This window comes from Halovibrio sp. HP20-59, from assembly GCF_033052795.2.
Taxonomy (GTDB): Bacteria; Pseudomonadota; Gammaproteobacteria; order Pseudomonadales; family Halomonadaceae; genus Vreelandella.
Genome location: NZ_JAWJUW020000019.1, coordinates 1 through 25,518 on the forward strand (window position 1 = coordinate 1; position 25,518 = coordinate 25,518).

Below are 25,518 nucleotides of genomic sequence, written 5' to 3' on the forward strand. Positions count from 1 at the left end.
TGGCTAGTAGATACCCTGATCGCCCGGTAGGAGCCCAATTCATTGGGCGATCAGCAAGGATCGAGGCACCGAAGGTAATGGCTAGTAGATACCCTGATCGCCCGGTAGGAGCCCAATTCATTGGGCGATCAGCAAGGATCGAGGCACCGAAGGTATTGGCTATTAGATAGCCTAATCGCCCGACAAGTCTGGCCCGAGAACAGCGCGAGATAGGACAATTTTGTAAGCTATTCCCTACATTAAAAAATTAATTGCCTCTGTATAATTCGCGCTGGCGTTCTGCGCTAACGCTTCAATGATGAAAAACCATAAATAAGCCCAGCAACAGCAGCGGGCAAACTATAGCCACTTCAGAGGCTTACTTAGTATCCTCGCGTTAGGCACTAAGCCCATGACGATGACCAGTAGAATCAGCAAAGGTACGTGTCTGCAGTGGAAGCAAAGCTTTGCGAAGTGACGTCGTGTTATCGGTCAGACCCCAACGCTTGCCAGGGGAGTACCGACCTTGAGTGGGAGCATCGTCACCTCCTAACAACTGCCGGTGGAAGCGCCGGGTCATTTGTTGCAAGTGCAGCGCGGTATCACGGGGGCAGACAGGGTACTGGCTCAGCATTTCAAGGACACAAAGCGAACGCTGAAACTCTTCATGTGTCATGGCGGAGCGAAGTGTTTCTACCTCTCCCCACGTAGGCCGATAACCTTTATACCAGATTGACTCGGCAAGCTTCTTAACATCCTCAACAGCGCTTTCAAGAGGGCGAGAACCCACGCGGTATAGCTGTTTATTGGTGACAAAAAACTTCATTACTAGCCCTCGCTACGATGATAGTTATCTAGCATCATTTTCAGGTTACCCAAAATACGAGTTTCATCCCTCACATAGCAGCTGATCGCTTCTCGAGCTAATCGTTCAAATTCGCCAATGTCGATATAAGGAAGCTGCAACAGTATTTGAATATCGTTTTGATCACGGTCACCAAAGCGACCAAGCTTCGAAATAGCCACATCTAGCGCACTTGCGACGTACACTTCCACGTTAGGTACGTTGCTTTGGGTCATCAGCCGAATGACGCGATCTTCGTAATCCTCATGTAGAGGAGCCAATGTGGTGTTAAAACTAGTGTCCAACTCCAGCATTTGCACTATGCCTTCTTCATCAGCAAATACATAGGCGTCTTCACCCAAAAGGGCAACTATTTCGGATTTATCGGCCCAGCCATGAGACGACACCTCGGCATCTATATCCGCACTGCCTCGTGCTTGCGAGTGGATATGAACAGCACAGCCACCAAAAACAATCGCTTGAAAAATGCCTTTCTCGCCATTGGCATACACAGGCTCAAGCACATCGAAAAACTCAACGAGTGCAAGCCCTAACGCCGTCTCAGGCTCGATTATCGGGTACTCCCCCGGCTCTATCGGCATGATCTCTCCTGAAAATATATGCTGAACCATACCACAGCCCGCTTTGACAAACGCTCAACCGCCCCCTCTCTCGCCTTATCTATCCACTGCGTAAAGAAAAATGCTGCCATAACCAAAAAAAGTAAAACTCCTTTAACTCACTCCTGCCCCACCCCACAGCCCCTAAGCGCCGAAAGGTGGCTACCGTGTTGCCGGGCAACGATTGATGAAAAACAGGTCAGACCGACATTATCAAAACCTGACCATTGCGATGCCAAGTGGAAAGCCGCTCACTATGACCCATTATATGTCGTTGCGAGGAGCGTAGCGACGCGGCAATCTCAGTCTACGGTGGCACCACAACCCTGAGATCGCCGCGCTTTGCTCGCGATGACAAGCACAGCCCAACCCCGAGATCGCCGCGCTTCGCTCGCGATGACATGTGAAGAGCCGCCCGCTATGACCCACTACATGTCCTTGCGAGGAGCGCAGCGACGCGGCAATCTCAGTCTACGGTGGCACCACAACCCCGAGATCGCCGCGCTTTGCTCGCGATGACAATGCATATGCTATGAGTAAGCAATCAGCAATGTTCAAGGCACCGAAGGTAATCGCTGCTAGACGGCCTAATCGCCCGACAAGTCTGGCTCCTACGAGGCGCGGTGCAGGCACGGAGTGTTGTAGGAGTGCTATTCATTGCGCGATCAGCAAAGATCGAGCCACCGGAGGTAAATGCCCCTAGATGGCCTGATCGCCCGACAAGTCGGGCTCCTACATTGGCTAGGTGCGTGCACCAGGTGTTGTAGGAGCGCAATTCATTGCGCGATCAGCAAAGATCGAGCCACCGGAGGTAAAAATGCCCCTAGACGGCCTAATCGCCCGACAAGTCGGGCTCCTACATTGGCTGGGTGCGTGCACCAGGTGTTGTAGGAGCGCAATTCATTGCGCGATCAGCAAGGATCCCGCCCCGAAAATCACTCATGCGCCGAAGGCAAAACAACACTGATGGGCCGCCCGGCTTTGTGGGCCAACGCTTCAATGGCAGTTTTAAGTGCCTGCTTGGCACCTGCATCGCCATGCACCAGCTTCACTTCCCGGGGCCAATGGCGCATTCGCTTGATAAAGTTGAGTAAATCTTTTTGATCAGCGTGGGCGGAGTAACCGCTGATGGTGCTCACGCCCGCGCGGATATCGTAACGCTCACCATCTAACATTGCCCAACCGCCCTGAGGCCCGTAGCGCTGTATATCGCGCCCCGGGGTTCCCGCCCCCTGATAACCCACAAACAGCACCTGGTGGCGCGGGTCACCTAACATAGCTTTTAAATAATTCACTACCCGGCCACCGGCGCACATGCCGCTGGCGGCAATCACCACCGCGGGCCTGCCGCTTTCGGCTAAATAGCGTACCGTTTGCTCATGCGTTTCATGGCTATCCACCGTATACAATGCGTCAAAATTGAGCGGATGCCGCCCTGCTTTCACACGCTTTTGCGCCTCGTCATCCCAAAACGGTTTTAGCTCCCGGTACACCCGAGTAAAACGCGAAGCCAGCGGCGAATCGACGATAATTTCCAGCGACTGCCAGAGCGCATCATTACCCGCCCGGTGAATAATCCCTTCTAACTCGTAAAGCAGCTCCTGGGTTCGGCCAATGCTAAAGGCAGGAATAATCACCGTGCCTTTATTATCCAACGCCTTCTCTATCGCTCGCTTAAGAAGTGCCGCCCGTTCACTACGCCCCTCATGCAGCCTGTCACCATAGGTAGATTCCAGCACCAGCACATCGGCTCTTGGCGGCGATTTGGGCGCAGGCAGTAAAGGCGCGTTAGCCGCCCCCAAGTCGCCGGAAAACACCACGCGCTCACGGCGTTTGGAGTGGGGTTCCCGCAATGCAACTTCTACATAGCTAGAACCCAGGATATGCCCCGCACGCTGCAGCTTTATCTTCATGTTCATAGCGGGCGAATCGTCCACGGTGTGCCATTTAGCATAATCCAACGGCACCAGCTGTTGCTCTACCCGCTCTAAAAACTGGGAAATTAAACGCGCATTGTGGGTAAAGCCAATTTTCAGGGCATCTTCAATTACCAACGGTAATAGCTTCGCCGAAGGCTTTGAGCACAAAATGGGGCCTGAAAACCCAGCGGCCAACAAATAAGGCAACCGCCCAATATGGTCGATGTGGACATGGGTAACGATTAGCGCTTTTAGCGTTGAAATATCAAAATCAATAGAGAGCTGATCGAAGCTATCCTGCTGTGCATCTTCGCCTTGGAACAAGCCGCAATCGATTAATAGTGAAGACTCACTATTAGCGATAAGCTGATGACAACTACCGGTAACACCGCTAGCGCCGCCATGATGAATGATAGTGGATAAAGAATTCGCCTTAGGGTTTATCGCCATCGTCAGCTCTCCAAGCATCGCCATTAGAAGCCATTAGCTTTATTAAAGAAAACTAATACTAAATCGACGATGCAATAAAAAAGCGCGAAAGGCAATATTCAATTAGCCACCAATTGCAGAAACCTTATATCCAACGACTCGGACGCAACAAAATCGCCCAACAAGTTGTGCTCCTACAAATGCCCGATAGAAAGGGTTTCGTAGGAGCTCAACTTGTTGAGCGATCAGGAAAAATCTTGGCACCGTAAAGTATCGCTTGAAAGAACCGGCTTCTACAAATACCCGATAAGAGGGTTGCATAGGAGCACAACTTGTTGAGCGATCAGGAAAAATCTTGGCACTGTAAAGTATCGCTTGAAAGAACCAGCTCTTCCAAATGCCCCATAGAGTGGTTTTCGTAGGAGCACAACTTGTTGAGCGATCAGGAAAAATCTTGGCGCTGTAAAGTATCGCTTGAAAGAGTCTGCTTCTTACAACAACGGTTTCTCACCAACAAGCTCTTTACGTTGTCGGGAATAAATACCCCAAAGCACAGCAAGCAAAAAGGCGTACATCATCACCCCGCTGTTATGGATCAAGAACGCTTGAGAGAGTCCAAAATCAATGTACGCCACCGGGAGTAGCACCCCTGCCACGGCAAGCGAGCGCAGCTCAAGGTTCTCCGCCGTTATTTGCGATGCAAAGAGCCGCATAGGAACAAGGTATAGCGCTAGCAGCACGGTAAGGCCAATAATGCCCCGCTTGGCAAACGCGTCTATAAATTCATTGTGTGCATGACCATAATTTGTCGCGACATCGTCAACCAAGCCCTTATCCGCCAGTGCTTGCATGCCTTGTTGATAACCGTTGTCGCCCCAACCGGTGAATGGCTTTTCCAAGATTAACTGATAGGCCCCTTTCCACATTTCAAAGCGCGCACCGACCGACGTTGCCGGGTTTTCACCCGACATATAAAGCTCAACATCATTAAACGCCTCATGCACCCGAAGTTGTACACCCGTTTGCGGTAGGAGATACACCAGCAAGCCCCCCATCACAATCACCAGTAACGCGCCTATTATTTGCATTCTCGGCAACTGGCGACCGTAGCCCCGGTAAAGCACTAGCAGTACGAACGGTAAACCGATCCAGCCCCCGCGGCTGCCCGAGAACAGCGACCCGAGAATACCCGCCACTGCCCCCACCAACAAAAAAGCGATCCAGGTTTTGCGATGAGGTTGCACTACCGCCCAACCTAGCCCAGCCAGGCACAGAATCCCAAGAAGCATACTCAGATTGCCGAACTGAATAACGTAGGTATGGCCTGTAGCACGCCCTACCCCTTCGGCGAGCTTTTGCCAGCCAGCCCAAGTGCCAGCGCCGATGGCACCAATGGCTAGGCCGCTCCACAGCCAGCTTAATCGTGGCGGGTAAGCCATTACCAGCAGCATGGCGGGCACGGCCAACAAAAAGCGTATGGGTTTGTCGACTCCCCGTGTGCCTTGGCCATCCCACCAAGCCTCCAGTATGCCGATGGCGGCATAAGCAACTAAAGCAGCCATCACCAACCAGTCCTGGCGTTTCAAATCAAGCGTTGGCTGCTTAACCAGAAGTACAACACTGCCCAGCAACAGCATGACTGCCCCCAGCGAATAGCCACTGGGCACAATCAAAGCGATAGCACTTAATAGGAAGACAGCCAAACTAGTATACAAACGCATCGCAACGCCTACGGTAGCAGAGGGTAATAAGACATAGTGATCACAGCGAGTCCGTCAACAGAAACGCAGGCGCCAGCACAAAATGGTCGGCACAAAGGCCGACCATACTAGCATAACGAGGTGATTTCGGCGGTTTAGGTGACGCTCAGAGCGGCTTAGGTTTTGTGAATAATGGGCAGCAACTCCTCAGTAATGCTGAGAACAAAGCGAGAAAGCGCTATTTTGTAAGCCATTTCTTACATAGCGTAGGCAATTTCCTACATTAAAAATTATTTGCCTCTGTATAATTCGCGCTGGCGTTCTGAGCTAACGCTTCAATGACGAAAAACATAAATAAGCCCCAGCATTAGATTGGGCGAACCAAGGGATTAGCTAGGATTATGAAAAAAGTAGTGGGCTTATTAGCCGGGGCACTAGCTCTGGCATCAGCGACCAGCGTCAATGCCGATACCTTTGAACAGCGTGTTTCTGTCGGCGCGATTGCCGGTACCACAGGCTTTGGTGGTGATGTTTCCTGGCGTTTCCACAAAAACCTGGCGCTAACCGGCCGCTATACGGATGGGCTGGATTTGGATACCGACTTTGAAGAAGACGGCGTTGATTACGATGCCGAGTTTGGGATGAAAGCCGCCAGCCTAAAGGTGGATTATTTTCCTTTTGGCGGCCGTTTCTTCCTTTCAGCGGGCGCGATGATGCCGGAAATCGAAGCAAACGTAACGGGAACACCGCGCAACGGCACAAGCTATGAATTGAACGGCACCAACTATTCAGCAGCACAGATCGGCTCAGTAGTGGGCACCGCAACGGTGGCAGATAGCACCCAGCCCTACGTAGGCATGGGCTGGCGCAGTTCCCACGAAACCGGCTTCGGGTTCTTCTCCGAGTTCGGTGTGGTAGCCACCAACGTTGATGTTTCACTTAGCACCACGAACGGCTTTGAAAACGTCGACCCAAGACTGCAGGAAAATATTCGTGCCGAAGAAGCGAGTTTGAAGGATGATATCGACAAGCTGCCGGTATTCCCGGTCGCGCTGATCGGTATTAGCTATACCTTCTAAGCGCGTTATTGAAGCGAATTGGAATTTCAAGGCAGCCATTTAGCTGCCTTGTGCGGTTATAACGCCAGGCAATAAGGTGAGCTTAGTGCTTATCTTCGATGCGCATCTTCGCAATTTCGTCAACTGCTAACCCCGTCGCTTCAGCAATCTGCTAGTCACTGAGCACACCGAACGCCAATAAATGGCGGACAGTATCGCGCTTTTCTTCCACTGCACGTCTCTCGGCTGTAGCCGCAAACACGAGTTCAAATGCCTCAGACGTTAGCGCTGAAAGCAGGTTAGCAGCAGGATGCAGGGCGACTCAACAACCAAAGATTACGCAATCCATCCGTCGTCATCAAGAATGGTACGCACGGCAGTTAATTGGACAACGTTCTCACCAAAGCTCCCTCCCACCGGGTTGAACACATCCAGGTAAAAGGTTTCGTCAGGCTCAGGCGTCTCATCGCCGACCACTTCCACGGCAATGGCGGCCTGCGTTTCGCTGGGATAGAGAATTAGTGTATCAGCCACGGCGAGGTAATCCTCCCCGGCAGTAGCAGTACCGTCCCGGGTGGCGTAATCAACGCTGAGCCACTGGTCCGGGTGGTCACGCTCGCCGTTAAATTCGAGTAGGAAGTACATAAGCTGGGTCACACCATCCCCTTCACGCAACGTAGTTTCGACATCTTCCGGGCGTGTCGGGGCGTTGGGGTCGGCCAAGCGCAGGCGTTGATCGATCCAAGACTGGTAGTAGCTGACCCGCTGAAACGATGCGATTTCACCGAAGCTGCTGTCTAGGGCGTTATTCACATCAGGGGATTGGCCATTAAGACTAAGCGTCGCCGTGTAGGTGGCGACCCCCGCTACCATATTATCGATAAACGCGGGGCCGCCGCTGTCACCGGGAGCAATCAGCCCCTCCGTTACCCCTCTCCCGGAGTTGTGCAGGCCCATTAGCACACCCAGCGCGTCGTTTTCGGGGTTCCCGTTGTCAAAGTCGATGATCAGCTGAGCGCCTGGTAAGGGGTCCCAAGTAATACCGCGCCCCAGGGCGCCTTTCATTGCCTCACCAGTGGTATCAAAACGGTTTTCAGCAAAGCGTTTAGCCGGTTCAACACTGCCACTTTCCACGTATCCGGTCAGGCCATCGCCAGGAAGGCCGTAACCAACCAAGGTGATGTCACTGCCCACTTCATCGCCATAACGGTAGAGCGAGCTTCGCTCAGCGTTTACCGGCGCTGCCTCGCCTAGCCACACCAACGCAAGATCACCATCGCCATTGGCGACATCAAAAAGAGGATGAAGTGCATACTGGGAGGCGGGGATGTTAATTCGCCCCGCTGGCATATCCATACGCACCGTCACAGCATCGGCACCTTCAATCACGTGGGCGGAAGTCAGTACGGCTCTGCCGCCGTTTAGCAATACACCCGAGCCATAAAAACCCCCGGCTGACACTTGAACCACACCGTCATAGCCCTCCCCAGGCAGTATCCGGTAGCGGTCAGGGTCCCGAGTCACAGTTACCATCGGCAAAGCCCTCATTTAACGGTGAAGTCGACCGGAGGAGGTCATACCCGATTAAATAATCGGCACCCCACCACAGCCGGTTAATAGCGTGGCAATGGCGAGTAATAACTTTATTTTCAAAATACTTAGTGCATTTCTTTCTTAGGCAGCTCATCAGAAAGCGCCCTGGCATACGCGGTACGTGCGGTCTGGTAGATGGCCAGCTGCTGTTTGAGTTTTTCAATTTCGGCATCGGTCACGCGCAGGTTGGTCACTTGCGCCTTGGCGTTGTCGGAAAGGTCGGCCACGTTGTACTCGGTGCCGTCGATGGTGATGGTTTTCTGTTCATCTGCCATGGGTAAAACTCCTTCGTCAAAAGTTAACGTTAAGCTGCCATCATCCATGCCATGCGGCTCGCTGTCGAGGCCTACCGTGGCTTCACAGGCTATTGCTAACGAGGCAGCTCAAGAACCGGCACCGTCGCCACCGCCTCGAACAGTCGCTCGCGGCTCAGGTGGGCATAGCGGGCCGTGGTGCGAATATCGGCATGGCCCAACAGCTGCTGCACTTCGTACAGGCTACGCCCTGCGTTGACCAAAAAGCTGGCAAAGCTATGGCGTAAATCATGAAGGCGCAGCTCTGGTAATCCCGCCCGCTTTCGGGCGGTATCCCAGCCGTGAAAAATCGACACGAAGGGGCGCCCCGTCCTCGGGTTGGTGAACACATACTCCCCTTCCCACCCACCGCTCGCCCACAGCGTTTCAAGCACCTGCTCAGCGCCCGCCGATAACGGCACATGGCGCACCTTGCCCGACTTGGTCTTAGGAATGCGCCACAACTTGCGCGACCTATCGATATCCTCCCAGCGGGCATCAAGCACCTCGCGCTTGCGTGCCCCGGTGTATATCAAAAAGGCCACGATTGAGGACAACAGCGGGTTGTGGCTGTGGCGCATCTCTGCCAGCAACCGCCGGGCCTGCTCCGGTGTTAGAAAGCGCTCGATACGGTTGTCTTCCTTCAAGCCTTTAAGCTCTTTTGCCGGGTTATGCTCGATGCCATGAATACGCCAGCGCAGCGCCAGGGTATAACCATAACGCAGCACTATCAGCACCCGATTGCAGGTGCCTGGTGCGTAGCCACGCCGGCGCATCGTATCGATCAGCTGGGCGATGTCCGGTGGGATCACATCGCCCATGGCCCGCTCGCCCAGGGCCGGGATCAAATGATGACGAATCATCGTTTCATCCGTGTTCCAGCTGCGCTTGTAGCTTTTGACATAAGGCAAATACTGCTCAAGATAAAACGCCGCCAACATTGGACCTTGCTCCGGCAAAGCCTCGTGGCGAGGGTCATCACCTATCATTGCTCTTCGCAAAGCATTACGCGCCGCCGCCCGCGCTTCTTGTACCGTCAGCAAGCGAGCATCACCCAGGGTAAGCACCCGTTGTTTACCGTGAAGGCGATAACGTACCCGGTACGCCATTCGGCCATTGGCCATCACATCGACGTAAAGGCCGCGCATCCAGGTATCGAACACTTCAAGGTGGCTGCGCCCTTTCCGGGCAGCACAACGAGATAACTCCGGCATCGGTTAGGTTTTGAACAGGCATGGCACAATCTCCGTTGGTTAGGAACGAAAACTGTGGCGGCTAAAAAAGGCGGAAGAAAGCACGAAAACGGCGTCGAACAGGCAGCAGCATGGTCGTTATAGAGTCGAAGTGTGTAGAAGATGCCAACGAACGTCTTTTAAAATTAAAAAGATAGCGTCGTGACAAGACGAGTCTCACTGCAGCTGGCGACGATCGTTTGTTCGGTACTGCGAACAACGATACGTTTACCGCTGAAGCTGGCACGCTGCAAGCTGGCGATTCGCTGCTGGATCAGTCTACCAGCGACAACGACACGCTGAACGCGGTTATCACCAATGCTAACAAGGGTGGTATTGCACCAACTCTGTTGAACATTGAGAACGTCAATCTTGACCTCGACGTGTTCTCTGGTGCTCAGTTCAGTGCTGCAAACACCGACGGCGCGACTATTACTGCGTCTAGCTCTAAGCAGGGCTACAACGGTGCGTTCACGTTGAGCAACGCTGGCGATAATAACGTTGTCGCAGGTGAAAACGTAACCAACTTGGTCGTTACTGCTTTGGAGGCAGGTACGGTTAACACCGGCGCTGCTGAAAAAGTTTCTGTAACTACCGACACCTCTAATGACGCTGCTAACGTCATTGTCAATGGTGACATAGCCCTTGGCGTAGATAATGCGGATGTTCTTAACCTGACCGCAACTGCCGATTCAACTGTAACTCTGACTGACGTTGCTGGTACTGGCACTGTGTCTGTTACTGAAATCGTTGGTTCTGGTGAAGGTGTCATCACTGTTCAGGGTGACTTGAGCGCCGTGACAGACATCACCGGTGTTGATACAGCGGTAGTGACTACGACTGGCGCGAACGCTGCTGAGTGGGAAGTCAATACCATCTCTATCGCAGAAGCTATCGCGGCAATCGAAATTGCAGATGCTGCTAACGTTACTATTACGGAAGAGCAAACCGGTTTGACAATTACCGGTCAAGGCAACACTGGAAGCACTGTTAATGTGACTTCTGGATTAGCAGCGCTTGGTACCCTGGCATTTGCCAGCGCTACTCTGGCATCTGCTGAGCTGGAACTTACAGCTGCTGGTGTTGAAGTCGCATCCTTGACGGCTAATGATGTTGCGCTGACTGTGAACGTCACTGATGGTGCCGAGTTGGCAGTAGTAGCTGGCGATGACGTTACACTCGTTGGTTCTGGAAATGTCGTTATCGAAGATGCAGATGCTGTTGGTACTTTAGATGCTTCTGGTCTTGATGGTGAGCTTGAGCTGACCACAACTATAGCAAACACTGCTGGCATCGAAGTTAATGGTGCAGTTGGCAACAACACCGTTGAGTTCGCTAATAGCGGCGAGACCAATTTTGTTGGTCAGGCTGGCAACGATCAGGTGACTTTCTCTGCAGCATTTGGTGACGAAGCTACCGTTATCACTAACGCTGGTGATGACACCGTAACGCTTGAAGCTAATGTTACAGGCACCATGGCTATCAACTTTGGTGAAGGCAACGACACCCTTGAAGTTGCTAGCGGTGTTGATCTATCCGCTGGAACCCTTTCACTGGTTGGTCTAGAAAACGTAGTGATTGCTACTAGCGCTACTTTTGCCGCAGAGCAGCTTTCGGGTGCTGAGTACAGCGTTGCTGGTGATGCAGGTCAAGCGGCTTTCACTGTCGAAGGTACTGCAAACTCTAGCTCCATCGATCTTTCTGGTCTGGATTTGAACCGCACCATCGACACAGGTATCACTGGCGTTACTGTTGACCTGACTGCTGGCGGTACTACTGTAACCGGCACTTCCGTTGCTGACACCATCCAAGGTATTGATGTAACTGCAGATTACACCTTGACGTTGGGTGGCGGTGCAGACGCGGTTCACAGCCTCACTGCTGGTGCTGGGTCGGTGACTATTACTGATTTTGATGCCGATAACGATGGTCTGTTCTCTGACGCTGGTGCAGCAGCTCTTGCAGCGGATATCGAATTTGGCTCAATCACTACCGCTCAAGCAGCCACATTCAACGACGCTGCTACGTTAGCCTTTGCTAACGCTGGTGGTACAGCCGCACTTGTCGGTGAAGTGGTATCTTTCGAGTACGAGGGCAGTGCTTACATCGTCATTAACGATGGTTCGAATGCTGGCTTCGCTGCTGCAGACGACCTTGTTATTGAACTGCAAGGCATCACCGAAACTGAAGTTGCTGCAATCGCTTAATCCCTCTCCCTGAGAAGGATGCCTATCCTCGATAGGTTAAGGTAAAATTAACCCTCGACTTCGGTCGGGGGTTTTTTATTCTTTGGATTTCAAGGAGGTGCCATGACCGAATGGACAGCACTCTCGCCCAGCCAGCACCGTGGCAAGCATCACTTACCCCGCGACGGCTATACCTTCGCCCAGGGGCAATCGGTGGTCGGTGTATTTCTCGCCGAACTGCCCAAGTTGCTACCGCTGTACATGCTGGGCTTTATTCAGCAGGGAGAGCAGTACACTCCCGTAGCATTGCTGGGCCTGGGGCAACATAACCTTTACGTGGCCCCCAACGGTAAGTGGTTGGGTGGCTATGTGCCTGCGACCCTGCGCGGCTATCCCTTTACCTTAGCTAATAGCGAAACTGGTGAGAAAGTCTTCGCCATTGACGCGGATCACCTCAGCGATGATGCTGGCGAGCCGTTGTTTGACGAAGCGGATAAGCTCACCGGTAAAGCAGCGGAAACGTTCACGTTTATGCAGCAGTGCGAGCAGAACCGCCAAGCGACCCAGCAAGCGGTAAAGGCGTTAGGGGATGCTGGAGTGATTGAGCCTTGGCCATTAAAGATTGAACGCGGCGAAGGCCACGAGCCGTTGACCGTTAACGGCTTGTTTCGTGTGAATGAAAAAGCGCTAAACAGCTTGGCACCCGAGGTGTATGCCACGCTGAAAGGTGGCCCGATGGCATTGGCCCACGCGCAGTTATTCTCGGTCAGCCAGATGAACCAGCTCTCGGGATGGGCTAAGTTTCATGCGCAGCAGGGCACCACAGAAGCGCCTGAAAACCTCGATAGCGTCTTCGATAATGATAACGATCTAGAATTTGATTTTGATAGCTAACTCAACACGTAAGTTAAGGAGCAACACCATGGCAGATGAAAAGCAGCAAACGATCACCATCGACGGCACCGAATACAACGTGGCGGACCTGTCGGAAAACGCCCGTAACCAAGTGACCAACCTGCGCGTGACCGACGCCGAGATCGACAAGCTCAAGCAGCAGCTGGCGATTTATCAAACCGCCCGTACCGCCTATGCCAAAGCGCTGAGTGCCGAGCTGCCGCAGAAAGAGGTGCACTAAGCGTGCCGCGCTTACTGCTGATCGTCGTTGTTGGGATGTTGCTCAGCGGCTGCGTGCCGTTTGTACCGATTATTTGAAGCACCCTGATCCTGACATGGAGAAGCACACGCTTAAGCGGCTTGTGATAGGTTTAGCCCCCTGAACGGCACCTTGCACTTTGATAGAGGCTTCCTCCATGCCGGATCCCCACCACAAACATCATGACACCGGCTATAAAGAGCTATTCAGCTCAGCTACCCTGAGTTTGTCCAGCAGCTCATCGAAAGTTTTGCCCCACCCGACATTGCACAGCTGATGGACTTTACCCAACTCAAGCAGCACAGTGGTTAATACTGCACTGACGAAGATGAGTGATCAGTTGATCGCCGACATTGAAGACCTGCTGGTAGAAGAGGTAGAACAGGTATGCGCCGAAACTCAACATTAAAAATTCGCATCAACAACTGAGTGAGTGATTAAAAAAACACTCAGCCTCTGCTGACGGCAGAGGCTTTTTTCTAGCCAAAATGCCCACTCTTACGAGTCAAAATCAAACGTAAGCTCCTCATCATCCATACCATCGAGCACACTATCAAGGTTTTCAGGTACTTCTTGGGTAGCGCCGTGTTCGGCATGGTACTTAGCACGCTCAGAAAGCTGACTAAGCTGGCTCATCGAAAACAGCTGGGCGTGGGCCAGTGCCATAGGGCCACCGCGTAGCTTGGCGTAGGCATCGGCTTCCAGGGCGTTTAAGGCTGTCTCACTTACCCGGTACAGGCCGTTCACGCTGATGGGGTCGTGCCCTTCTCCGCGTTCGATCTTGAGTGGCCACTGCTCGATCACGTCTGCTTCCGCCAGGGCATCCATCGACTGCTGGGTCAGTTCACGGTTCTGTTCGCACTGGTTGAGAAACTCCAGCGTCTTCTGAACGGTCACCGCCAGATTACCCTCCTCGTCGAACAACGGCTCGCCTTGATCGTCGCTCAAATGCTCCTGGGCAATGGCCAGTACCTGATCCTGGTCGCTACGGGCCAGGGTAAAGGGATAGCCCCGTAGCGAGGCAGGCACGTAATTACCCAACCAGCGGCCATCGCTGTGCAGGTAAAGGTTGTTCTGGCCATCCAGGCTTAGCAAGGCAACCGCCTGATAGCCCGCTTCCTGCTTGATAAAACCCAGGGCATAGTGTGGAACGAGTTTGGGCAATTCCGCCAGCAGGATGGGGGCCACGGCTTGATTGATGGTAAAGGCATAGCCCTGGCGTGGCAGGTAATGACTATCAGCGTGTTGGGTGCGCGAAATCGCGATCCATTGGGACATACAACCTCCTGATTAGAACAAAAAACCCCCAGCCGAAGCCGGGGGTTATTATGCTTTTACCTATCAAAGATAGGCATCCTTCTCAAAGAGAGGGATTAAGCGGCGATGAAGTTACCAGCGCCTAGGGTAGTAACGTCAGTACCTACCAGTTCAACGATTGCGTCGTCAGCTGCTGCATAACCAGCAGTCTCACCATCAATCAGAGCGTAAGATTTGCTGTCGAAGGTGAATACAGCAGCGGTATTAACGACAAGTTCGTTATCGCCCGAGGTAGCAAAGGTATCCAACACTGCATCTAGATCAGCAAACTGACCGGTGCCCGTGCCCTTGGTGAAAGTTACCGCATCAGCACCGGACACCAGGTTCACAACGCTTGTGGCGTCGTTGAAAGACAAGAAGTCATTTGCACTGAAATTAGTGATGGTATCTAGGCCAGCGGTATCTCGCGCGCCAACTACGACAGTCTCAGTAGCAGAGCCAAGAGTAATCATGTCGTTACTAGCACCGCCAGTAACTTTAAGGCTGACACCTGTTCCACCTACAGAGGAAGACGCGGTCAAACCAGACAGGTCGATAGTGTCGGCGGCAGCAGTACCAGCAATGTTGAGAACACTGGCGTTAAAACCGTCACCGGTAATGGCGAAGGACTGACCCGAAAGTGTCGCTGCCTTAACCGTGGCAGAGGCACCGTCAACGTCGATGGTTTCAACATTGGCCAGAGTCACGGTAGCGCTTGTCAAATCAGTGGCGTTAGCTAATACAAGCTTATCGTTGCCTTCGCCGCCATCGAAAACGACAGTGGCAGCAGCAGCAGTTGCTACATCAACGGTCAGCTGATCTTCACCTGCACCGCCTTCGAATACGATGGTACCGGTGGTGATAGAGCTAGCGTCTACAACATCAGCACCTGTGTTACCGGTCACAGCGACAGTGTCTGTCTCAGCGCCTGTGGTTAGTTCTAAACCACCAGCGCCCGCAACTACAGATGCATCGTTAGCGGCAGTTTCAACAGTCAGTTTACCTGCAAGACCGGCCGCATCGATTACTGCAGCTTCGGTAGCAGCAGTACCGCCAATTTCAACGTCGCCTTCGCCCGCCAACGTAACTTCACCAGTAGAAGTCAGTGTGGCGATCTCAGAGGCTTCGGCAACATTGATAGTGGTATCAATTGCGCCTACGTCCAACGTAGTAACGACAGCTGCTGCAGTCAGGTTAACCGTTGCAGTTTTAGCTTGAGTAGCTGTGATGGACGTCTGATCGACAGCAGTGTTAATTACCACATTGCTAGTTGCAGCGGCCTTGCCTGCAGCAGAGACAGTCAGAGCTTCTTCAGTCAGCTCGATGGGTGCCAGTGCAACACCCGTCAGCGCGGCGTCAGCGGTAACCTGGATGTTGTCAACGTTCCAGTCACCAACATTAGCGTCTGCAGCGACAGAAGCCGTCAACGTGCCGGAAGCTTTGTTATTGACAATTTCGTCTGTCGTTAGATCACCGGCCAGCAGAGTAACATCACCTTCACCAGCCACTGTCAGCGTGGTGGTGTCATCAGCTGTAAGGTTTACTTCTGCATCGGCAGTCGTAGTCAGCACAGCATCAGTAGCAGTACCGATAGTCAGATCAATATCACCGTTGGAGGTAATATTCGCCACATCAGTGCCATTTGCCGTTGTTACACTTGCAACTTCAGCAGCGCCGGTATCAACAACACCGGTCGTTAGATCAGCAACGGTCAGGTCAGTAACATTCTGTCCTGCCGTGACATTGTTGGCAGCAACTTCTGATGCGCCTGCTTCGCCGTCAAAACCTAGCTTGGTAGAAGCAAGGGTAATGGTAGCGCCACGAACATTCAGGGCATTGAATGTATTATCTGTACCGGCGAGCGAATCAATGTTGACATTGATGTTTTCGACGTTACGGATGGTCGGTGTAAAACCGAAGTCAGTACCGTTCTTGTAGGTGGCGTTCAAGGTGTCGTTGCCACCCAGACCGTCAACAGAAGTCGCTTCCAGTGCACCAGATTCAGCATTGAACGTGTCGTTGTTGGCCGTACCAACAAAGATTTCGCCAGCGGTCTCTGCAGTGAGACTTCTGTGATTCCTTTACTAAAAAGCTGATAAATATGATGTTTTCGATAGGCCATTTGAGTGCTTCGACTCAACAACGACTCCGTTTCTATGCATTCGATGCATTTTCCTTGATTTGTTTGATCGCCGTCGCCGCCAAAGTAGTCGTTTCCTACCATAGGAGACGACCCCATGCCTGTACAAAAATTGACCGATGCCGGTGTGTTAACGCTGTGTTGCCCAGAAGGGCGCAGCCATTGCGAGGTATTCGATACCTTAATACGTGGCCTTTACGTGGATGTGATGGCCAACGGCCGTTTGGCTTACCGAGTGCGCTATCGCTGGGAAGGAAAGCAACGCGTGCTCACTCTGGGGGATGCGCGCTTGCTGACTATAGACGAAGCGAGGACGGCAGCACGGGCGGCTTTGCGCAGGGCTATAGCAGGAGACGACCCCCGTCTGGAACGGTTGCCCGAACATGGCCTCACCGTAGCCACTTTCTATCGTGAGCAGTATTTGCCTTACGTCAAAAGTTACAAACGCAGTTGGAATACCGATGAAACGATGATTCGCCTTCACGTAGTGCCTGCCTTGGGTAAGCGTGCCATGGGCAGCGTGATACCGCCAGATATCGCACGGTTAATCGAAACGATGCGCGAACGCGGCTACGCGGCCGGTACGTGTAACCGTGCTTTGATATTGCTGAGCTATGGCTACACGTTGGCGCTCCGGTGGGGGGTCGAGGGAGTAGAGCAAAACCCTGCCAAAGCGCTGAGAGCGTTGAAGGAAGACAACCGCATTGAGCGTTATCTAACTAACGAACAAATCCAGCGGCTGTTGGTCGCGGTCAATGACAGCCATAACCCGTTGCTGGCATCTATCGTGGCGTTTTTGATTTATACGGGGGCACGCAGGCGTGAGGTGCTAGATGCGCGCTGGGACGATGTGGATATGGTGCGTAAACTGTGGCGCATTCCTAAAACGAAATCAGGAAAGGTACGCCATGTACCGCTATCGAAAGGGGCATGGCAGTTATTGTCAGCGTTACTGGCGGAAGGCGTGCCATTGAATGGATGTGTGTTTGCCAACCCTCGCACGGGGCTGCCGTTTGTATCGATCTTCCACAGTTGGGATGCCGCCCGCCAGCGGGCCGGGTTACCTGAGCTGCGCCTGCACGATTTACGCCATAGCTTTGCCAGCTTTCTGGTGAACGCGGGGCGAAGCCTGTATGAGGTGCAGGAGCTGTTAGGCCATGCGGATATTCGCACCACGGCCCGCTATGCCCATCTAAGCCGCGAGCGGTTGTTTGAAGCGGTGGAGGCGGTACCGGTGATGGAGCTGCCAAGTTAGAAAGCGACTGTGTGGCCTGGTTAGCAGCGAGCCAAGTGGGTAGCTGGTTATTATTAGTCAGCCCATTATGGCCTCTACAGTGAACGGCCTGACTGGGATGATGACGGTTAAATGTTAAATAAGGAGCTTTAACGCATGGCAGATGAAAAACCGCAAACAATCACGATTGACGGCACCGAATACAACGTTGCTGTCCTCTCCGATAATGCCAAGGCGCAAGTGACCAACCTGCGCGTGACCGACGCCGAGATCGACAAGCTCAAGCAGCAGCTGGCGATTTATCAAACCGCACGTACCGCGTATGCAAGGGCGTTGGGTGAAGAGCTGCCCAAGACAGAGGCGACACATTGATGCGCCTTATATTCATCGCCGCTCTGGGTTTGGCCTTGAGCGGCTGCGTACCCTTTGTGCCAATTATTTGATAATGCTGCAATGCCGCACCGTGCGGCGTTTTATGTTGCTATCTGATGATTTCTGCCGATACGGCATAAAGCGGCCCTGTGGCCGCTATGAGCTGCTAAACTCTCTCCATGACTGACTTCCCCGCATCCCAAGGCCCTTATGAAGCCCCCATCCCCCATGCTACCCGCACGGCCTTGTTGGCCGAGCTGGAAGCCTACGAGCATCTGCTATTCGAGCCCATGACCCAGGCCGATCTCGACGGCCTCTATGCGCTGTATGATCAGTGTCAGGCTACCTTGGGGGATTCTCCCGAAGCGATTGCCCTGTGCGATGCCCTGAGTGATTTTATCGGCGCCTGTATTGAAGATGATGGGGCTGGGGATGACGCTGTGGAACGGGCCTACTTAGCTCTGGTGGCAATGGTAGCGTGCTAATATGCTTCTTTTGAACATCCCAATACCTGATGCTGATATTTGTTTGCGTGATTTATATCTTATCTTTAGTGAGCTAAGTTTGTAGGGTACAAAAAGCCTAGTTTAGGCCATGTCAACGAGTGGTAAGTATGCTGCAGTGATACTAGCCCTACGCTGTAGGGGGATACCTTTTGTGCCGCTTATTTGAGTTTTACTGCTATGAAGATGCGCTAACACCGCCGTTAACGGGCTGGTCGTTATTCCGGTTAAGTGGGCTGATAACGGTAGGAGAGTAAGGTGGATCTCATTACGAAATTGACACATCAGCAGCTAATGTTGCAGCAGCGTTTGGAGGATAGAAAATTTGCTGCCAGTGGTACTGAGTATTTGCCGGTGCTCCCTGAGTTAGAAGCGATGATCGTCAGTAAGCAGCTCAATCCTCAGGAAGATTGGCGGTTGGGAACGCGTGAGCTAGAAAAAGATACTTACCGAAACGCACAGCAAGCTATTCGGGATCACTGGCTATCTGCCTATAAACAAGTCGCCTACTTTAAGTATCTGTTGCGCGAGGGGCAATCTATAAGGCAAGACATCGATAATCCAAAAAAGCAGAGATTTCATGATAATCAGCTGTTGATTACCCTGTCAGAGACATTGGCTTGGGGGCATTACCATTGGGCGTTTGCCGAAGATTTTTTTGGTATCAGTACACGCATTTATGCGCAGCGCGCGCGAAGTGGTGGGCGAGTCAAAGCTGATAAACATGACGAAAGCCAAGCCATTCTTCGCTGCCTCATCAAACTACAGCTTGAGCATCACCCGCCGAGTGAGAAGGGCTGGCCAGACATGCACGATACGTCCGAGCTACTGGCTGTCAAGGTGGAGCGGTTAGCGAAGGAGCAGCACTTTCCGATTCAGCAGCGCGGAGAGGATCTTGTCGGGGAGATTTTCAATTTGCTTATTGAAAATAAAGGGGTCAACAAAGTGTATGAAGCGTTTCGTATACCAGTGGGTGGCAGACGTCGGTGAAGCGCTGTCTACGACACATCTGTTTATCATACCGCCTTGAGAGATCCTTATTCGCTCCCATGCACGTAGGCATGGGAGCAAGGTTAGACGGTGCGAAGCTTAATAGATAGTGGGTTGGGTGGGCAAGTTAGCTTGATGTGTGGGCTGCGGAACGATGGGTAGCCAGGGCATTACGTCCAGCGTTGCCGTCTTCCCATCCATAAATTGCACGACTTGCCCATTCACCTGTAGTTCCTCAATAGCAGCGAGTAGTCGGTCGCGGTTACGCAAGACGTTGGGGCCGCGCTGGCGTACCGAGGTGCGTCTTAAAAAGCGAATTCCTCGGTTGCGGTGATCCTGAAACCAGTTGTTGAGCAGTTGAGCATCTCGACATATCTGCGGTACAGGCTGAAATACCGAGTGGAAATTGACGGACGACCAGTTGCATAAATCAATCGCTTGCAGCAGCGTTTCTGGCCGGATGAGGCCTTCTTCTCCCTCGAACAAGTGTAGGCTGCCAGCCGTCCGTGCAGCGATTTCTGCAAGCTTAGACGCATGATCCTGACTGTGCTCAAAGCGTCCACCAGGCTGCATCTCAGCCTCAATTTCATTGAAGTACTGCACCCACATTCGATTTGCTTCCTGGTCAAATTCAAGCACGGTGGGATCCGTTTCCGGTGCAAACAGTAGCAAGCGATTCTCTCGGGCCAGCGTTTCCAAGCGTGCCCGGCCTTCCTGCCATGCTTCCCACTTGGGGCTGGGCGCTTCTGGGTTTAAAAACCGCTGTCCGCTTAGGGAGACTGGCTGACTCACTAATAGCCTCGCATAAAGGCCCGCCTCCCGGGCCTCATCGCCTCGTTTGTCAAGGTGGGTTTGCAGCACACCGGGCTGGGTCATGGCCAATACCCCCAGGCTAACATGATCTAGCTCTAAGGCGGGTTGGTTCGCGCGGTCAACGGTGATTCGATCACCACTGATGAGGGCGTTCAGTTTGCCAAAGGCCTTGAACATGGCGCTATCAAACAGCGTTTTACCTTCCGCTGTAATTAAACTGGCACTCGGCAGTTCATGGGCGAGATGAGCGAACAATGAGGCATCGGTGGCATCTTCGAAAGCGAGGCGGAACCGCCTTGGGTGATCGGGTTTTACGTTCTCGTGTGCTTTGAGGGCACTGCTGTCTATCTCCACAGGCGTTCCCTTACCGCGCTGGCGTTTAAAAGCACGCAGCAACCCGTCACGTTCCGCTTCCCACTGAGCAATCTCCGCTGCATGCTCTTCCAGTCGCTTGCGATACACTTGGCGTTCCTCCCACTCGACTTTCAACAAAGGCTCCATTAATTGTTTAAGCAGCGTGGATTTGCGGCCGCCAGAAGTCACAATAATTAAAATCGCTAAGCTAAGCGGTCTAAGCTGATGGGTCGGCAGTTTGACTCGGTAGCGTCCCTGGCAGGTCGTGCTGATCACCCCCAGTAACGCGTAAAGCACCATATCGGTGGGCACCTGTAGGTGATGGCTCAACTCCATCACCGTTTTGGTAAAGCGCGTATCGGTGAATTCAGTCAAGTGAAGCTGACCAGGTGGTAGCAGTAACTGGCCGTAAGGGGTCATGGGGTAGCTCATGAGGCATCTCCTGTGGTTAGTGAATAGTCGAGTATCAACTCGACGTCACCACCTTAAAAAATGCCGATAACGGGTAATACGGCACTGCTTTTACCAAGGGTTGATAAATAAGCAGAGCTATTGACAGTTATTCGCTTTCATGTTCATGAATCAGTGTTGCAGAGGGCATTCTATGCGGTACACGTGATATTGTTGCTACGCCTAGCAGGAAAAGCAGTGCCCTCACGGTATCGGTGAGGTATGACTGCTCAAACGGGGTAAATGACACGCAGTAAATTGGTAACCCTTTGTTAGACATTGGTGGCGTAAGGTCGGCGTAAGCAGCGGGTACGTCCTCTCATAATCGACTGCTGCCGAACGAATGGCCGTAAGGTATTTTGCTATACGCTTTACATAAATAGCTGGCTGCATAGAAGACCGATGCTAACGTCTCGTCATCGCCAAGACGGAGGCAGTATTCCACTGGCGTTGGTGTGTTGGGATGCAGGCAAACCTGCACACGACCTCCCATGTTCTCTAAGGGCCATTCAATGGCTCGCGCCCAAGAACGCACCACTCGATGCGTGAGATTGTTGCGATAGTAGCCACCCCCCGGTGAAGGCGAGTAATTTCCTACTGTAAAAATCGCCTCGTAATTAAGCAGCAGCATTAAGTGATAATGATGGGTCTCACTGCTTTCGTGTTCTCGCGCCCACAAGAAGCGTAGGCAAGGCCGATACTTTCCCGCGGTTGCCGCTAACTCGCGCTTTAAATAGCGCCAGAAGTTAAGCAGCAAAACATTGTGGTGATCCAGGGTCGCCGCCGGATACCCCTCGGGAAAGCGCAGATCCATGCGGCAAACGAAGGTGCGGCGTTGGCAGGCCATGGCTTGCTGGAGGATATGCAGTGAACGCTCCAAGTACTGCTCAATTAACGGGCCATTAACATGCTGATAAACAGGCAGGCCTGTGAAAGTGCCACTGTAATGGCATTTCCAGTGGGGGTTATGAGGGTGACGTTTGGGGTGTTGCGCAAAGCGATGGTAAGAGGACATGGGTGATGTATCTCATGGGTTACCAGACACGCACGGGTGAGCCCCAGCTTGCTAGGGCCGGTGTATGAGCAGTGTGGTGTGCCTGTTGCTTAATGGGTAAGGCCCGCTACGGTGAGTAGCCGTGCCGTCTGTAGGGTGATGCGGATAGAAAGCGAGTGAGTAGCTAACACCGACATGTCTGCAATGCAGAGCGCCTTAAGGCGTTGGTGTTGGCCTCGTTACGTCCGATAGCATGGAAGGGCATCCTGCAGGCCAACCCTGTCTTTTAAAGGGTAATGTAGGGCGTTAGTGGAGGCGCTTTGTTATGTCGTGTTTAGGGTAGGACGCTTCCCTAGGTGGGTCGCTCTACGTTCTACATGGTTATTATTTCCTCCTTATAAACCCTATAGTACTTATACCGTCTATTTATCCTAAGAATAGTGATGCTTCAACCCTGTATGAGCCCCGTCAGTTGGGCATTGAGGGTATGAACACCAGAGAAAGATGGCTTGTCATAAATTTACATTATTATCAATGAGATAAAGAAAAATCCTGCATAACCCGCCTTTGTTCACAGCATGATGCTCTCCAGTAATTTTTTTTAGACCTATATCACTAAGGGGATAGCACTCGGCTATCGATGTGTGTCAACGCCTTTTAAGGAGAGACAAATGACACGATGCCCTTACTGCGGTGCCACACCGCTATCTCCCCCACGTGTACAGGCCCGCCAACAGGCCTGCCAAGCCGGCGCTAAGCTGGGTGCCGCGCTAGGCGCGATCAAAGGACGCACCGGCATGGCCATCGGCAGTGTGGCCGGTGCCATTATCGGTGGTTTGCTGGCCACGCAACGCTGGTGGCCGATCAGCGGCATGGTCTTCTGCCAGACCTGCCAGCGTGAGCTGCCCGACGAACCATGAACTCACCGCCTTACCCGTAACGCTGATTCCCTTCATACCGGTTTATCACCATGCGTTCGCTGCCTATTGAGCCGCGAGCCGTGATGCCGTGCTTGTTATTCAGGAGAACACCATGAGCCACATCGCCTCATCTCGCGTAGCACAACCATCTTCTTTCCCGGCGCCTGCCGAGCAGGTAATGCACACCATGCACTTGCCGGAGGACAACACCACAGCAGCACCTGATAGCCCCACAGGGTTGTCGTCTATTGCACACACGGGCATGCCCCTGCCTATGCAGCAAACCCGCAGCAAGCGGCCCACGCCACCACCCCGACGTTATCGTGAGCAAGCCCGGCGCTTGGTCGATACCCGCGTCCTGGATCGCAACAGCTGGTTAGCCATACGCCAAAGCGGTATTGGCAGTAGTGACGCGGCAGCGGCTGTAGGGCTACACCCCTACAAGTCTCAGTTGGAACTCTGGATGGATAAGACCGGACGTCAACCCTCAGCCCTTGAACCTAGCCGAGGTGAAATCCTCACCAGCCCTTTGCACTGGGGGCAGGTGTTGGAACCTTTGGTCGCCGATCACTACGCCCAGCACACCGGCTACCGGGTGCAGCGAGTGAATGCCATCCTGCAGCATGTGGAACATCCTTGGATGCTCGCTAACCTGGATCGCGAGGTGGTGGGCAATGACGCCGTGCAAATCCTGGAGTGCAAGACCGCCGGGATCTACGGGGCCAAGCTGTGGAAGGAGGGTGTACCCGAGTATGTGCAGCTACAGGTGATGCACCAGTTGGCGGTGACCGGGCAACAGGCCGCTGACGTAGCCGTGCTGTTGGGGGGCCATGAGCTACAGATCCACCGTATCGAATGCGACGAGGCGATGATCGAGCAATTGATAGCCCTGGAGCGGCAATTCTGGAACTACGTGGAGAGTGACACGCCACCGCCTGCCGATGGCAGCGACTCGGCGGATCAAGCCCTGCGGGCGCTATTTCCCCAGGATGATGGGGAGACCATCGATTTGTGCCAAGACGTGGGGCTAAGCCAAGCCTTTGCCGATCTACAGCGGGTACGGCGAACCTTAGGCGATGCCAAGAAGGAAGAAGCCAAGCTCAAGCACCGGCTTCAGCAGGCGATGGGCACCGCCACGCTGGCGACCTTTCCCAGCGGTGTACTGAGTTGGAAGCAGAGCAAGCCGATCAATCGCTTGGATACCAAGTCGCTGCAAAAGGAACACCCTGAGCTGTGTGCCGACTACCTACACGCGCATCCCGGTACCCGCCGTCTGGTGGTGCGGTAGTCCTCTTCAACGATAGCGTTTTACGCTGCGTTCATTTTCAACCGACATCAAAGCACTCCCTTAACCCAGCACACGCCTCAGATCGCCTTGACGGGCGTCTGGGGCGTTGTTGTTGATGGGCAGTGAATCAGTCTTCAAGGAGAGCCCTCATGTTGAAAGGCCTAGCGATTACCCCGCCTATTCTGGGGCGGATCACCATCGGTAAGGTGATAGATAACAACGGCAAACGTCTACCCCAGAAAGACGACCAATTCACCATCACCTCGCAACTCCAGACCAAGGAGGGTTGGATACGCCACCCGCTTGATGAACAGCTGCGCAGCGCCCAAGAAGGCAAGCTCAGGACGATTCCCATTCGTCTGCTGTTCAATGACGTTGATCTTAACCTGCGTGCCGAGTACGCGCTGTTTGATCGTCAGACGGCAAGGCCGCTGTGTGTCGGTGACGGCGAGCAGTGTAAGCGCCGCACCCGCGATGGCATGGTGTCGCTGGACTGCCCATCGCCGGATGGCTGCCCTTTGGCCCAGGGCGGGGCTTGCAAGCCCTATGGACGGCTAAATGTGTTGATTGGTGATGACGACCCGCTGGGGAGCTTTATCTTCCGCACCACGGGCTTCAACTCGATTCGCACCTTGGCAGCACGGCTTGCCTACTTCAAGGCCATTTCAGGCAATCGGCTGGCGTGTATGCCACTGGAATTACGTCTTAGAGGTAAATCCACCCGCCAGAGCCGGGGCACCGCCATCTTTTACGTCGATATCACCTTGCGCGAGGGCTGGACGCTGGAAGAGACACTGGCCGAAGCGCAACGCCTGGACGAGTTTCACCAATCCACCGGCTTTGACCAGAAAGCGTTGGATAAAGCTGCGAAGGCAGGCTTTGCCAACGGGGCCTTTGAAGACAGTGCCGAGGAATCCATCGACGTGGTTGAAGAGTTCTACCCCGAGGCACCCGGCACGCCACCGGGCAAGCAGGAACCCAATGCCCCAGTGACACTTGCCGACAAACTGCAAGCCAAAAGCCAGCCGCATGGCAAGCCAGAGCCATCAGAACCGGAAGGTACCGACCAGGAAGCCGCGCTACCTGTCGACCATCCCCCACAGACCTCGTCTCGTCAGGCCAAGCGCGCCTGAGCACTTTTCTCCGCTTCCCCCTTAA

Annotated in this window: 22 protein-coding genes; 11 read left to right on the forward strand and 11 right to left on the reverse strand. The window is 53.3% G+C overall.

The window, feature by feature from the left end:
* Positions 1–376: 376 nt before the first annotated feature.
* The 4 genes from RZA33_RS16605 to RZA33_RS16620 all read right to left on the reverse strand — a co-directional run bounded on the left by RZA33_RS16605 (position 377) and on the right by RZA33_RS16620 (position 5,512).
* A complete protein-coding gene (locus tag RZA33_RS16605) occupies positions 377–805 on the reverse strand; it encodes a hypothetical protein (protein ID WP_317508814.1) in 429 nt (142 codons plus the stop codon).
* Between the two features lie 2 nt (positions 806–807).
* Positions 808–1,425, reverse strand: a complete 618-nt coding sequence (locus RZA33_RS16610; RefSeq protein WP_317508815.1) for a DUF6036 family nucleotidyltransferase — start codon at positions 1,423–1,425, stop codon at positions 808–810.
* Between the two features lie 953 nt (positions 1,426–2,378).
* A complete protein-coding gene (locus RZA33_RS16615) occupies positions 2,379–3,812 on the reverse strand; it encodes an MBL fold metallo-hydrolase (RefSeq protein ID WP_317508816.1) in 1,434 nt (477 codons plus the stop codon).
* Between the two features lie 470 nt (positions 3,813–4,282).
* Positions 4,283–5,512 (reverse strand): O-antigen ligase family protein, encoded by a 1,230-nt coding sequence (locus RZA33_RS16620; RefSeq protein WP_317508817.1) that lies wholly within the window; start codon positions 5,510–5,512, stop codon positions 4,283–4,285.
* Positions 5,513–5,892: 380 nt separating this feature from the next.
* Between RZA33_RS16620 and RZA33_RS16625 the strand changes: the two genes are divergently transcribed.
* Positions 5,893–6,570 carry a hypothetical protein gene (locus RZA33_RS16625; protein ID WP_317508818.1) on the forward strand — a complete coding sequence of 226 codons (678 nt, stop codon included), beginning with the start codon at positions 5,893–5,895 and terminating at the stop codon, positions 6,568–6,570.
* Positions 6,571–6,885: 315 nt separating this feature from the next.
* Here RZA33_RS16625 and RZA33_RS16630 read toward each other — a convergent pair whose 3' ends face one another.
* The 3 genes from RZA33_RS16630 to RZA33_RS16640 form a co-directional block, all read right to left on the reverse strand.
* Positions 6,886–8,082, reverse strand: coding sequence for a Calx-beta domain-containing protein (locus RZA33_RS16630; protein ID WP_317508819.1), 1,197 nt, complete (start codon positions 8,080–8,082; stop codon positions 6,886–6,888).
* 125 nt (positions 8,083–8,207) lie between these two features.
* On the reverse strand, positions 8,208–8,417 hold the full coding sequence (locus tag RZA33_RS16635) for a DUF6447 family protein (protein WP_317508820.1): 210 nt from the start codon (positions 8,415–8,417) through the stop codon (positions 8,208–8,210).
* A 95-nt stretch (positions 8,418–8,512) separates the two neighbouring features.
* A complete protein-coding gene (locus RZA33_RS16640; RefSeq protein ID WP_317508821.1) occupies positions 8,513–9,649 on the reverse strand; it encodes a tyrosine-type recombinase/integrase in 1,137 nt (378 codons plus the stop codon).
* A 218-nt stretch (positions 9,650–9,867) separates the two neighbouring features.
* Between RZA33_RS16640 and RZA33_RS16645 the strand changes: the two genes are divergently transcribed.
* The 3 genes from RZA33_RS16645 (at position 9,868) to RZA33_RS16655 (ending at position 12,988) form a co-directional block, all read left to right on the forward strand.
* Positions 9,868–11,874 carry a bluetail domain-containing putative surface protein gene (locus RZA33_RS16645; RefSeq protein ID WP_317508822.1) on the forward strand — a complete coding sequence of 669 codons (2,007 nt, stop codon included), beginning with the start codon at positions 9,868–9,870 and terminating at the stop codon, positions 11,872–11,874.
* Between the two features lie 102 nt (positions 11,875–11,976).
* Positions 11,977–12,747 carry a SapC family protein gene (locus tag RZA33_RS16650; protein WP_317508823.1) on the forward strand — a complete coding sequence of 257 codons (771 nt, stop codon included), beginning with the start codon at positions 11,977–11,979 and terminating at the stop codon, positions 12,745–12,747.
* A gap of 28 nt (positions 12,748–12,775) precedes the next feature.
* Positions 12,776–12,988 (forward strand): DUF6447 family protein, encoded by a 213-nt coding sequence (locus RZA33_RS16655; protein ID WP_317508824.1) that lies wholly within the window; start codon positions 12,776–12,778, stop codon positions 12,986–12,988.
* Between the two features lie 516 nt (positions 12,989–13,504).
* Here RZA33_RS16655 and RZA33_RS16660 read toward each other — a convergent pair.
* On the reverse strand, positions 13,505–14,284 hold the full coding sequence (locus tag RZA33_RS16660; RefSeq protein WP_317508825.1) for a SapC family protein: 780 nt from the start codon (positions 14,282–14,284) through the stop codon (positions 13,505–13,507).
* Between the two features lie 95 nt (positions 14,285–14,379).
* Positions 14,380–16,251, reverse strand: coding sequence for a bluetail domain-containing putative surface protein (locus RZA33_RS16665; protein ID WP_317508826.1), 1,872 nt, complete (start codon positions 16,249–16,251; stop codon positions 14,380–14,382).
* A 288-nt stretch (positions 16,252–16,539) separates the two neighbouring features.
* Between RZA33_RS16665 and RZA33_RS16670 the strand changes: the two genes are divergently transcribed.
* The 4 genes from RZA33_RS16670 to RZA33_RS16685 all read left to right on the forward strand — a co-directional run bounded on the left by RZA33_RS16670 (position 16,540) and on the right by RZA33_RS16685 (position 19,541).
* Positions 16,540–17,697, forward strand: coding sequence for a site-specific integrase (locus RZA33_RS16670; protein ID WP_317508827.1), 1,158 nt, complete (start codon positions 16,540–16,542; stop codon positions 17,695–17,697).
* A gap of 135 nt (positions 17,698–17,832) precedes the next feature.
* Positions 17,833–18,048: a DUF6447 family protein gene (locus RZA33_RS16675; protein ID WP_317508828.1), complete on the forward strand. Its 216-nt coding sequence runs from the start codon at positions 17,833–17,835 to the stop codon at positions 18,046–18,048.
* A 179-nt stretch (positions 18,049–18,227) separates the two neighbouring features.
* Positions 18,228–18,533, forward strand: a complete 306-nt coding sequence (locus tag RZA33_RS16680) for a hypothetical protein (RefSeq protein WP_317508829.1) — start codon at positions 18,228–18,230, stop codon at positions 18,531–18,533.
* A gap of 276 nt (positions 18,534–18,809) precedes the next feature.
* A complete protein-coding gene (locus RZA33_RS16685; protein ID WP_317508830.1) occupies positions 18,810–19,541 on the forward strand; it encodes a hypothetical protein in 732 nt (243 codons plus the stop codon).
* Positions 19,542–19,640: 99 nt separating this feature from the next.
* Here the strand turns inward: RZA33_RS16685 and RZA33_RS16690 are convergent, their stop codons facing one another.
* Positions 19,641–21,140, reverse strand: coding sequence for a YfjI family protein (locus RZA33_RS16690; RefSeq protein ID WP_317508831.1), 1,500 nt, complete (start codon positions 21,138–21,140; stop codon positions 19,641–19,643).
* A 337-nt stretch (positions 21,141–21,477) separates the two neighbouring features.
* Positions 21,478–22,173: a YagK/YfjJ domain-containing protein gene (locus RZA33_RS16695; protein WP_317508832.1), complete on the reverse strand. Its 696-nt coding sequence runs from the start codon at positions 22,171–22,173 to the stop codon at positions 21,478–21,480.
* Positions 22,174–22,823: 650 nt separating this feature from the next.
* Here RZA33_RS16695 and RZA33_RS16700 point away from each other — a divergent pair.
* From RZA33_RS16700 to RZA33_RS16710, 3 genes are all read left to right on the forward strand, one after another.
* Positions 22,824–23,072, forward strand: coding sequence for a hypothetical protein (locus tag RZA33_RS16700; RefSeq protein WP_317508833.1), 249 nt, complete (start codon positions 22,824–22,826; stop codon positions 23,070–23,072).
* Positions 23,073–23,184: 112 nt separating this feature from the next.
* Positions 23,185–24,360, forward strand: coding sequence for a lambda-exonuclease family protein (locus RZA33_RS16705; RefSeq protein WP_317508834.1), 1,176 nt, complete (start codon positions 23,185–23,187; stop codon positions 24,358–24,360).
* A gap of 149 nt (positions 24,361–24,509) precedes the next feature.
* Positions 24,510–25,493: a hydrolase or metal-binding protein gene (locus RZA33_RS16710; RefSeq protein ID WP_317508835.1), complete on the forward strand. Its 984-nt coding sequence runs from the start codon at positions 24,510–24,512 to the stop codon at positions 25,491–25,493.
* The last annotated feature ends 25 nt before the right edge of the window (positions 25,494–25,518 follow it).